We start from the raw sequence: 11,886 nt of genomic DNA on the forward strand, positions 1-11,886 counted from the left end.
AAGAGAATGAAAAAAATTGAACTATATTTTCAAAAATTTGATTTTGAAAAATCATTTAATGAAAATAAAATTAAACTGGCAGAGTTCACAAATGTTGATGAATTGAAAAAGAGTTACTTAGACTATTTTGATGATGAGAATATCATTGAAGATTGGGAAATAAAAGATTTTGATACATCAATTAGAGAATTAGATAAATTAAACCTTGATAACGGAATAATTTTAGCAATCAATACTCTTGCTGTGAAAATATATGGGGTTAAAAACATGGATGGATTTGAAAAGAATCCTTTGTATGATTTGTTTAAAAATGTAGAAGCGCCTCCAATGCTCTTATGTGCAGGTTACTGTAATTAAATAAATTGTAATAAAAAAAGCGTGTTCAAACACGCTTTTTTTATTACAATTTATTTTCTTTTCTCAGCCTCAAGCAATCGCTCATAAAGTTTTTTATTTTCTTCGTAGACTTCAACTAATTTGTCGATTGGATTAAATGTAAAGTGGTTTTGATTATTGTTTCCAAAAGCACTATTGGTACCACTACTATCGTAAAAATTATTGAAAAAATTTACCACATTTTCCTCTGAAAAGTTTTTAATAGCTTCGACAGACATTCCTAATTCTTTGGCAATTAATTCCAATTTATCTTCGTCAACCTTCTCACTGTTTTCAATATGTGAAATAGTTTGTTGACTTACTCCAATAGCAAAAGCTAAGGCATCCTGTTTTATTCCACGCAGTTCGCGCAGACGGCCAATATTACGACCGACATGTTTAGGTTTTGTTTCTGTGCTCATAATTCAAAGATAATAATTTCTGTGAAATTTACCATTGGTAAAAAACCAATAATGGCTTATAAATCACCAATGCATTCTGTTGTACACGGTTGCGAAGCTTATTTACTTGCAGACATTAACAAAAATACAATTTTAAAATATGTTTCACCTTAAAATCAAGATTTATGTATCGCAACACTTTAATTCGCAAAGATCTTTCTGACCCGATAGAATTGATTACGCAAATCGTTACCGAAACAGTAGAGGCTTCGGCAGTTTATTGTTTTGGGCAAAAGAGTATTAGTAAATCAGTTACCGGCTTGCTTTCTCAAAATAACACAGCAGATTATCAAAACACGCATTATTACTTGTTTTTAATCGTAAAGGATTTTAAGGCTGATGTTCCGGGGAATATCGCTTACAATATCAAAGCACAGACAAACGGACGTTATACGGCAACCGTTCTGATGCATTCTAAAAAATCACTGCATCAGAAGCATGGCGACCAACAAAACTTCTTTTACCAGATAATACAGCGCGGACAATTGCTATTTCAGGAAACGGCGAAACCGCCTTTTTTGCCTTTTGAGCAAATCCCTGCTAGGAATATCCCATCGGCAAAAATGTATTGGTCGCAACGCGACCGCACAAAAAGCTTTTTGATGGAAGCGGAAGCTTTGGACGGTGGTGGTGCTACGAAAATTCATATCTATTTAATGCAACTTGTAATAGAACAGACGTGCCTCGGTTTAATCAGAGTGTTTCTTGGATATATGCCTAATCATTTTTCTCTGCCATTTCTGTTTGAATTGTGTGATTATTTCACCCATCTGACAGCTGAGATTTTTCCACGAGTAACTGATAAGGACAAAGAACTGTTTAAGATTCTTTCGGGACGTACCACGTCGTTACGATATGGTTTTATCGACGATGTTGCTTATCATGATTATGAAGTCTTGAGTAATCGTTATAATGAGTTTGTGGAAAGAGCCGATAAGCTTGCTACTTCCGAATTGGAAAGACTTGAACAGGCAAATGAAACTACTAATGCTAATAACTGACTGATGGAAGAAAAAATCAAAACAATCGAAGATTTGAAAAATTTGGCGTCGCGCTCCTTTCAAGTTGTTGAGCCTTTAAAGCATTGCAAAGGAAGGGCAACTGTAAAAATTCCAGTGAACAGTTATATTGAACTGAGTTATTATATAATAGATGTAATAAAAGTTTCGGTAGCTGCCTTGGATGCTGAAAGTGCAGATGCAACAGAAGTGAGAGATACTTCAAGCGCAATAAGTGGTGTTTTGAATAAATTGATTGAGATTATTCCGTTAGAAGAAATGGACCTTTTAGATAAAATACAGGCATTTATAACAGATGATAGTCATAAAAAGAGTTGATTTTTTCAAAATTAAAAATCAAATAATTCCTTTATCTCGATACCCAGTGCATTTGATATTAATTTTAGATTTGATAAGGAAGTATTTACAATACTTCGTAACTGAATAAAGAAAAACATTTCTTTAATAAAATCCGTAATTTATAAGTACAACTATACTCGCGATTATAAGGGCTATACTAATCAGGTTTGTTTTACTGACGGTATTTTCATGAACTAAATTTTCAGCAGTTTTTTTGCCTTCAAAAATCAGGAGAATGATTAGTGAAAAAAAGGGTATAGATTCCATTTTTTTTTGCGCGAAAGTACCAAGTTTATAATTATGAGTCAATCCCTAAATTAGTGTATTTTTTATCTAACTAAAATTGGTTAGATACTGAAAAAACAAGTGTTTAGGAGAAAATTAATTAATTTTTTTTAATTTTTTTTGTAATATTTTTCTGTACATTTGACTCCGTAAAAAAAAGCCACTTGGAGTCAAAACATAAAATATATACGATACAAAAAGGAGACACATTACAGAGTGTTGCCAAGCAATTGAATTTAACCCCTGAAGAAATAAGAGAATATCATAATATTTACTGTGAGCTTCCTGATTTGATTGGGTATGATTTCTCACATAACCTAAAAACACTTATTCTTTCTCAAAACCCAAAAGAAAATAAAGAGAATAATTCAAAACAGCCAGCCCCCTCTTTTCTGCAACTCAAATCAATACAAAAAAAAATAAATTATGGGGTAATGTTTACCGTTACTACAGGTGAAGAAGTTACTACGATGCACTACGAAGTCAGTGTACAATGTACGGATAGACAGCCAAGTGAGTACCATTTATTTGAGATAAACAGGACTTCCAAAATTTTTATTGATAATCTGGAAGCAGATACCATTATCAACGAACTTGCTGAAAAAGTATCCCAATCATTATATCCACTTGTCTTAGTTGTCAATAAAAGCGGAAAATGGGAAGATGTTCATAATATAGAAGAAATAAAAAAGCGATGGGCAAATAATAAGCAGAAAATATTTGATGAATATCAAGGAAAGGAAGTTGAGAATTATTTAACAGCCTTTGAGCAAAGTATGGATAACAAAAGTAGTTTAAATGAAAGCTTGCAGAATGATTGGTTTTTAAATGCTTTTTTTAGTGGGATCCATATAAAGCATAATGAAGAATTAAACTTTGAATCTACTGTTGATTTTCCGCTTCTAGTAAATTGTAACCCGTTAAGATATTCCATTAACCAAACAATCGATAAATATTTAGATGAAAGTAATAATATATGTCTTAGCAGGAATGGAATTTTAAACGATGACAGACTTAAAGAGGATTTTGAGAATGAATTAAGTTTTTCCAATTATGATAGTCAAATGGGTCTGGAATTTGAAAAGGCAACTGGAAATTTTAATGCTAAATATTTTTTAAATCCTTACAGTAACACAATCAAAACCTTGTTAATGGAATGTGATATTAAGTTGGATATTCCTAAAAAACTGGAAATAATAATCGCAATTATTAATGATAACGAAAAGCTAAACAACAGACCAGTAGAAATGATTTTACCTGCAAAGAAAAAAAGCTGGTTTTTTTAATTAACATAACCCTATAAGCAATGAGTGAAAAGCACGTGGTTGTGCAAGGCGCAACCGTAAAATGTAAGTTTAGTGTCGAACCCAAAACAGATGTTTTAAAGGTAAAAACACAAAAAAAGGTTTACGCCAATGATAAAGAGGGGTCGGAAAAACTCGTTGCGAGCGATAAAGACATAGGGCAAACGCTTGAAAAGAATACTTTTGGAAAGTGCAAAAAACAGCCTAACGGTAGTGGTGATTATTTGCCCTGTCAGGCAGTAATTACAAAATGGAGTGGTACTTACGATAAAATAACTTTGTCAAACGACGGTAAAGCATTGCTTGAAGACAGCAAAGCTACTTGCCCAATGGGTGCGCCCGATTGCATAAGTATAGACAAACACGGACAAAAAACCGAAGCAGGAAAGCAAAACATTAAAAATGCAAATCCCGAAATTCACAATCAAATAAATCCGTTAGTAAATATTACTGATTTGCAGAAGAAAAAGTATTCATTCGAGGGTATAGAACAAACACAAGGATAGTCTATTATTCTTAATAATTATAAGTATGGCAAGGGGAATAGCAAAAATTAAATGGACAGGAATTGGGGAAGTAGTATCTAGTTTATCCGTACCCAATGTAAAATTAACCGTTAAAGCAGACCAATTCGTTCACTTTACGGTAGCCGAATGGTTTAAGAATACAACACCAAGCGATAAGACTAGCAGGAGGTTTTGGACGTTTCATGCCCATGATAAAAAAATAGTTTTAATGCAACAGGTACTGGCACACGACAAAACATTTGGGATAAAAATAGCCAAAAAGTTTTGTGGCCCTTACTGCTATTATCTGCAAGCCAACCTTTCAGAAAACAGGGAGTTTACAAAAACAGGATTAAGTATAAGAGGTTATTGCCCACCCCGAATAACCACAAGTAAATGGTGCCTTAGCAACGATGGCGAAGATGTACGGAGTTCTCATACCTTTGCGTACGGAAATATTATATATCTTACAATTAATACTGAGGGACTTAACGGATATAACAGTTTGATTGTAGAGGTTTACAGGCAATTTGGAGGCTCTTCAACAAACGATGACCCGTTAATCGCAGTTATTTCAAAAGTTAAAGTTACTAATGGCGAAATCGATTTATCGATTAACAATACCTCATTGTGGTATTCTAAAGTTAAAAACAGAAAACCTATTGAACGATTTTATGTAAAAGTAAAAGACCCTGCAACCAATACATACATACGAAACGATAAAAACGAAATAGCACACGCCGAGTTTTTAAAAATCAAAGACAAGCTTGAATACCAGCCTCCACGACCTCCCGAAAATCTTACCCCGCTCAAAGTAGGAGAAGCCGAAGCTAGTTATAAGAAATACGAGCTTTGTAAGTTCCCGAAAGTAGTTATTTATGAGGATAATGAGCCTGTAACCATATTTGACGAGGGTAAATTTAACCGACAAATAGACGGCAAGGAACGTTTTGTGGTAACCAAAAAAATAAACTACGATTTCGATAAATACAATATTCGTCCTGATGCAAAATCGGTAATCGATGATATTACCACTTTTTTGCTGGAATCACCCTATTTGCCTGTTGAAATCGGGTCGCATACAGATTGCCGAGGTAGTGAAGAATACAATATAAAGCTATCGTTAAACAGGGCGCAGACCATTGTTGACCATTTGGTTGAAAAAGGTATCGATCCTGATAGGATTACGGCAAAAGGCTACGGCAAAACAGCGCTGATACATCATGGCGAAAATATAAGTGAGGGACTTCACGAACAAAACCGAAGAACTACATTGCTATTTAAAGTATATGGCAATAACGCACAGCCTATAACTGTCGATATTATTGCACCCACGTATTCACACGCCAAGAAATTAAAAATAAATGTCCCTAAGCAGTCTTTTGATTCCTGTTTCAAGGAACATAAGGAAAAGCACAGTATAAGAAAGACAGTATTTGAGCATACCCAGCTTTCTGTAAATAAAAAAACGGTTTATAACGCTGAAATTATCGAACACCCTGTTTTCTCAGTCATAGGGTCAGATTTTAAGACAAACTATTTAAACTATCTTGCCAAATACCTGAATCCTTTTTCAGACAAAACAACGTCGTATTTTGACATAACAAACGATTATTATTTTCATATTAATTCGTGTGCGTATTATTCTGATAAGAGTAAACCCACACTACACATCAAAGCCTATCCTGATGTGGTTTGGGTTGGGCATTTTCAATACAGGGATATAGAAAAATACAAAGAACCGTTGGATTACTTTTTTTATAAGAAGGAAGTAGCTTTAAAAAGAGAAATAAAGCAAGAAATTGAGGAGCTGACAGATAGTTTAGGTTGGAAAATATTAAGGCTGTTACCAAGTAATTTGATAACTGAGCATGTACTTTTTCCTTATATGAAAAAACAGGCAGAAAACTTTGGGATAGGCTTACATGCTTTTTATGACCGAAAACTAGAAAAAAAAGGAGAAGATTTAAGCCTTACAGGAACACAGGTAGATTTTATTAAAGAAAATAAACATACCCGTTATCTTGTTGCCATAGCCATATATGAAATGGTAGCCGTAGGGATTCTTATAGAATTACTCATGATATACCTTACAAGAGGGAGGAACATACCTGGTAAACTTAAAAAAGCAAAAAAAGTTGCCAAAACAATAGAAGAAATTTCTAAAAAACTTGACGAAATAGGTATAGAACTCTATCCGCCTAATATTGGCATGAATGCGGGAATGTATTACAAAATGCAAGCTGATAGCAGGCTGGCACTTATTTTTGAAGCCAATATAAAATGCGCTCCGCTTGTAGCCGTAGGCTTCAAGAGAGACTTTGACCTTATTGAATACCTCAAAAATAACGATGAAACCCCTCAAAAAAGCAAAGACCCTGAGGAAGAGAAAAAAAGAAAACAACTGCGGGAAAACAAAAAAGTAGTTTCTACCGCTCTTGAAAAAATGGGTGTTACAAAAATAGGAGGTATCATAACAATTCTTGGAGAAATAGGATTTGAGCAGAAAGTCAAACACAATTTCCTGACCAAAACCTATACCATTACTGATAATGCTAAAAATTATGTAAATAATAAATTGGCAGTATCAATAGTTAGTACGATGATAAATGCCAAAATAGTCATTGAAGCAAAGTATGAAAAAGCTTTTGCTAAGTTTACACCAATAGAAACAAAAGTTGAAGGAGGAATTAAAATTAAGATGGAAGGTTCAGCAACGTTGAAAAATCAATACGGCATTGACCCTAAAAAAGGCTTGTTTATGGAACAGTACCTTATTTTTTCTGGAATTAAAGGAGTATATTTAACCTATGTAGAATTAAAAACTGAATCTGGATTTAAAATAGGTACTTCGGAGAAACAAGCCACACCAATCCCCTTTACATTGATAGAACCATCAGAGAAATCATTGATGAAAATCTACTTTTTTAATACCTAATCAAACAGTTAATAATTATGAAACTTAAATTTATAGTACTAGGAATACTCATTTCTCTAAATTCATGTTCACAAAAAAAAGAAATCAAAATGACACAAAATCCTAACATTACAGCCAATAACATAGTTGATAAAATATATGCCGAAGTAAAAACCTATGCTGATTATACACGATATTATTTAGACATTGAACAAAATTGGTGTCAATCTGAAATTTTTGTAAATGATATACCTGTTTATCAAGATTATACTTTTGGTGGTCACACAGGTGTAAGTATAAATCATGTTATATTAAAAAGCGGTTTGCAAAAAGTAACTTATAAATTATATCCTGTGGGAGAACATGAAGGCGAAAAAATACCAAATTTTATCAATGAAACGGAAATGAAAATTACAGCAGAATGGCAGGATTTTTACAAACTCGAGAAACAAGGAAACGCAAAGGTTGAATCTACACCAATGAGTGAGCCAGCAAATTCTATGGAAGTTCCTGTTTCTTTATTGGCGGGAAAAAAATACTATGAAAATAGTTTTACATTTAATGCCATAGTGCCTTACGTGTTAAAAGGCTGGAGCGAGAGTCAGGATTTAAGAAAATTTGACCAAAAAGAATTAGAAAAAAGAGTTTTGGCAGAATATGAAAAAAATAAAAACATATATCAAAGTAAGAATTTAGATGCAATTGCAAAAATAAGATTTGATAATATGAGAAATCAATATGTTTCAGAGTATGCTACAAGAAAAGATATTCAACGAGGTTGGGATGAAACAGTGAATATTGTGAATAGCCCTGAATTTGAAATGCAACCAATTAAAGATTACAAAATGGTTTTTTATGCAGAGGGTAGATTAGTTGGATTAGTTAGTACTTCAAATGATAAGAATTTAAAAGATAAGTCGGTTTTGGTTTGCCATTATAGAGATACTGATGGTGATTTAAGTGGTTTTGTTTTTAGTAGTTTTTTACATATTCCAAAAGGGAAAACGGAATTAGAAGTTGTGAGATAGTATGATGAAGAAAGTTTTAATGTTATCATTTTGTTTTTTTGTGTTGCAGGCATGTTCACAAAAAAAAGAAACTAAAATGATACAAAACCCAGACATTACAGCCAAAAATATTGTAGATAAAATAGAAGCCGATGTAAAAACTTATACTGAATATACAAGATATTATTTAGACGTCAAACAAGGCTGGTGTCAATCTGAAATTTTTGTTAATGATATACCTGTATATCAAGATTATAGTAATGGCGGGCATACAGGTGTAAGTATAAATCATGTGATTTTAAAAAGTGGTTTGCAAAAAGTGAACTACAAGTTATATCCTGTTGGTGAATACGAAGGTGAAAATTATCCAACTTTTATCAATGAAACCGAAATGGAAGTTACAGCAGAATGGCAGGATTTTTACAAACACGAAAAACAGGGAGAATCAGGTGTTCATATTGCACCAATGAGCAAGCCTGCAAATTCTATGGTAGAACCAGTGTCATTGCTTTCAGGTAAAAAATATTATGAGGGTAGTTTTACTTTTAATGCAGTAGTGCCTTACGAATTAAAAGGCTGGAGTGAGAGTCAAGATTTAAGAAAATTAGACCCAAAAGAATTGGAGAAAAGAGTTTTGGCAGAATTTGAAAAAAATAAAAGTATATATCAAAGTAAGAATTTAGATGCCATTGCAAAAATTGAGTTTGATAATATGAGAAATCAATACGTTTCAGAATATGCCACAAGAAAAGATATTCAACGAGGTTGGGACGAAACAGTGAATGTTGTAAAAAGTCCTGAATTTGAGATGCAACCTATAAAAGACTATAAAATGGTATTTTATGCAGAGGGAAGATTAGTTGGATTGGTTAGTACTTCAAATGATAAGAATTTAAAAGATAAGTCGGTTTTAGTTTGCCATTATAAGGATAAAGATGGTGATTTAAGTGGTTTTGTTTTTAGCTGTTTTCTACATATTCCAAAAGGAAAAACGGAATTAGAAGTTGTTAGATAGCATGGCAAAGAAATTTTTAATATTGTTATTTGGCTTTTTTGTGTTGCAGGCATGCTCACAAAAAAAAGAAATCAAAATGACACAAAATCCTGATATTACGGCAAACAACATTGTAGATAAAATAGTAAATGAAGTAAAAACATATTCAGACTACACAAGATATTATTTAGACATTGAACAGAGTTGGTGTCATGCAGAAATTTTTGTAAATGACATTCCTGCATATAATAATTTTGAAGATGAACTTATTGCCTCAACGGAAAGTATTAATCATTTAATTCTAAAAAGCGGTTTGCAAAAGGTTACCTATAAATTATATCCTGTTGGTGAACATGAAGGTGAAATAATTCCAACTCTTACAAATGATACAGAAATGAAAATTACGGCAGAATGGCAGGATTTTTACAAACACGAAAAACAGGGGGAAGCAGGTGTCCAATCTACGCCTATGAGCAAGCCTGTAAACCCTATGGAAGAACCAATATCATTGCTTTCAGGAAAAAAATACTATGAAAATAGTTTTACATTCAATGCTGTTGTGCCTTACGAATTAAAAGGCTGGAGTGAAAGTCAGGATTTAAGAAAATTAGACCAAAAAGAATTGGAGAAAAGAGTTTTGGCAGAATTTGAAAAATACAGAAGCATATATCAAAGCAAAAATTTAGATGCCATCGCAAAGATTAAATTTGATGGTTTGAGAAATCAATACGTTTCAGAGTATGCTACAAGAAAAGATATTCAAGAAGGTTGGGAAGAAACTGTAAATGTTGTGAATAGTCCTGAATTTGAAATGCAACCTATAGAAGATTACAAAATGGTTTTTTATGCAGAGGGAAGATTGGTTGGATTGGTTAGTACTTCAAATGACAAAAATCTAAAAGGAAACTCAGTTTTAGTCTGTCATTATAAGAATAAAAAAGGTAATTTGAGAGGTTTTTATTTTGGTTGTTTTCTACATATTCCCAATGGTAAAACGGAGTTGGAAACTGCTATATAATATTTATGGGAATGATTAAAAAAATCATGATGTTATTGTTTTGCTTTTTTGTGTTGCAGGCATGTTCACAAAAAAAAGAAATCAAAATGATACAAAATCCTGATATTACGGCAAACAACATTGTAGATAAAATAGAAGCCGAAGTAAAAACCTATGCTGATTATACACGATATTATTTAGACATTGAACAAAATTGGTGTCAAGCAGAAATTTTTGTAAATGATATTCCAGTTTACAAAGATTATACTTTTGGAGGCCATACAGGTGAAAGTATAAACCATGTTATTCTTAAAAGTGGTTTGCAAAAAGTAACTTATAAATTATATCCTGTTGGGGAACATGAAGGCGAAAAAATACCAAGCTTTATCAATGAAACGGAAATGAAAATTACAGCAGAATGGCAGGATTTTTACAAACTCGAAAAACAAGGAGATGCAATGATTCATTCTACACCTATGAGTAATCCAACAAATTCTATGGAANAAAACAAGGAGATGCAATGATTCATTCTACACCTATGAGTAATCCAACAAATTCTATGGAAGTCCCTGTTTCTTTGTTATCTGGAAAAAAATACTATGAGGGTAGTTTTACTTTCAACGCTAAAGTGCCTTATGAATTAAAAGGCTGGAGCGAAAGCCAAGATTTAAGAAAATTAGACCAAAAAGTATTAGCAGGAAAAGTATTAGCAGAGTATGAAAGTAACAGGGGTATTTTTCAGAGTAAAAATTTGGATGGAATAGCACGAATAACTTATGATGGTTTGAGAAATCAATTTGTTTCAGAATATGCCTCAAAAAAAGATATTCAGGAAGCATGGGACGAAATAGTTGAGATAGTTAATAATCCTACATTCGAAATGCAACCTATAAAAGACTACAAAATGATTTTTTATGGAGAAGGGAAATTAGTGTGTTTAGTCAGTACATCAGATGATAAAAAAATAAAGGGGCAGTCTGTTTTATTGGGAAGGTTTAAGAAAGGAAAATCAGATTCAGGTTATGCGGTTTTTTGCATGTTACACATTCCTAAAGGTAAAACAGAATTGGAAGTTGCGAGATAATAGAAAATCTAAATGTTACGAACAAGTAGAGAACGACGAAATATTAACAGCATTAATAAAAAAAACAATGGATTTGCAAACAGTTAAAAATAAGGTTGAGGAAATAGCAAAAAATAATAGTGTAAATGAACAAGAAATATATAGCAAGATTATGGCTTTTCTTGATACAGTTTATACTTATAAAGTCCCTTCAGATTTGGAAACTAAGATTTTAGAAGACGTAAAATTTAAAATATTGAAAGTGCTGTATTCTAAAGAAAGACACAGACAAATTGTAAATCAAGCGACAAAATACAATACTCTTTTTGGTTTAGATGAAATTGAAATGAAATATCTTGAAAGAGCTTTTCATGAATTAGAAACAGACGACCAAGTATCAAGTTTAATGTATGAAATTTCTCTAACTGAAAAAGGAATTATGACAGCACGAAATCTTAAATAAATAAATTAGACGTCTATATGCGCTTGTATATCCAAGTATATAGATGTCTAAACAACATCTAATTTGTTGTACCTATGTTGTACTTATGAGTTTTTATTTTTAAAAATATCAATAAAATAAGGACTTAAAAGGATTTATTAGTCTAAACCGCTGTTA

General features: G+C 32.5%; 12 protein-coding genes. 11 read left to right on the plus strand and 1 reads right to left on the minus strand.

Annotated features, from left to right (window positions below; translation table 11 throughout):
• Positions 1–6 precede the first annotated feature (6 nt).
• Positions 7–357 (plus strand): hypothetical protein, encoded by a 351-nt coding sequence (locus EZM65_RS15100; RefSeq protein WP_136669395.1) that lies wholly within the window; start codon positions 7–9, stop codon positions 355–357.
• 50 nt (positions 358–407) lie between these two features.
• On the opposite strand, the gene EZM65_RS15105 is transcribed toward EZM65_RS15100, so the two are convergent.
• Positions 408–797 carry a helix-turn-helix domain-containing protein gene (locus EZM65_RS15105; RefSeq protein ID WP_136669396.1) on the minus strand — a complete coding sequence of 130 codons (390 nt, stop codon included), beginning with the start codon at positions 795–797 and terminating at the stop codon, positions 408–410.
• A 164-nt stretch (positions 798–961) separates the two neighbouring features.
• Between EZM65_RS15105 and EZM65_RS15110 the strand changes: the two genes are divergently transcribed.
• The 10 genes from EZM65_RS15110 to EZM65_RS15160 all read left to right on the plus strand — a co-directional run bounded on the left by EZM65_RS15110 (position 962) and on the right by EZM65_RS15160 (position 11,730).
• The gene (locus tag EZM65_RS15110; RefSeq protein WP_136669397.1) at positions 962–1,837 is read left to right on the plus strand and encodes a hypothetical protein; all 876 of its coding nucleotides are present in this window, start codon (positions 962–964) and stop codon (positions 1,835–1,837) included.
• A 3-nt stretch (positions 1,838–1,840) separates the two neighbouring features.
• Positions 1,841–2,173: a hypothetical protein gene (locus EZM65_RS15115; RefSeq protein WP_136669398.1), complete on the plus strand. Its 333-nt coding sequence runs from the start codon at positions 1,841–1,843 to the stop codon at positions 2,171–2,173.
• Positions 2,174–2,643: 470 nt separating this feature from the next.
• A complete protein-coding gene (locus EZM65_RS15120; RefSeq protein ID WP_169051725.1) occupies positions 2,644–3,765 on the plus strand; it encodes a LysM domain-containing protein in 1,122 nt (373 codons plus the stop codon).
• A gap of 20 nt (positions 3,766–3,785) precedes the next feature.
• Positions 3,786–4,289: a DUF4280 domain-containing protein gene (locus tag EZM65_RS15125; RefSeq protein ID WP_136669400.1), complete on the plus strand. Its 504-nt coding sequence runs from the start codon at positions 3,786–3,788 to the stop codon at positions 4,287–4,289.
• A 25-nt stretch (positions 4,290–4,314) separates the two neighbouring features.
• Positions 4,315–7,227, plus strand: a complete 2,913-nt coding sequence (locus EZM65_RS15130) for an OmpA family protein (protein ID WP_136669401.1) — start codon at positions 4,315–4,317, stop codon at positions 7,225–7,227.
• Positions 7,228–7,244: 17 nt separating this feature from the next.
• Positions 7,245–8,234, plus strand: coding sequence for a hypothetical protein (locus EZM65_RS15135; protein WP_136669402.1), 990 nt, complete (start codon positions 7,245–7,247; stop codon positions 8,232–8,234).
• Positions 8,235–8,310: 76 nt separating this feature from the next.
• Positions 8,311–9,228, plus strand: coding sequence for a hypothetical protein (locus EZM65_RS15140; protein WP_136669403.1), 918 nt, complete (start codon positions 8,311–8,313; stop codon positions 9,226–9,228).
• A 76-nt stretch (positions 9,229–9,304) separates the two neighbouring features.
• The gene (locus tag EZM65_RS15145) at positions 9,305–10,225 is read left to right on the plus strand and encodes a hypothetical protein (protein ID WP_136669404.1); all 921 of its coding nucleotides are present in this window, start codon (positions 9,305–9,307) and stop codon (positions 10,223–10,225) included.
• A gap of 499 nt (positions 10,226–10,724) precedes the next feature.
• Positions 10,725–11,288, plus strand: a complete 564-nt coding sequence (locus tag EZM65_RS15155; RefSeq protein ID WP_136669406.1) for a hypothetical protein — start codon at positions 10,725–10,727, stop codon at positions 11,286–11,288.
• Positions 11,289–11,355: 67 nt separating this feature from the next.
• The gene (locus tag EZM65_RS15160) at positions 11,356–11,730 is read left to right on the plus strand and encodes a hypothetical protein (protein ID WP_136669407.1); all 375 of its coding nucleotides are present in this window, start codon (positions 11,356–11,358) and stop codon (positions 11,728–11,730) included.
• The last annotated feature ends 156 nt before the right edge of the window (positions 11,731–11,886 follow it).

Source organism: Flavobacterium sp. H122 (assembly GCF_004959765.1).
Classification (GTDB): Bacteria; Bacteroidota; Bacteroidia; order Flavobacteriales; family Flavobacteriaceae; genus Flavobacterium.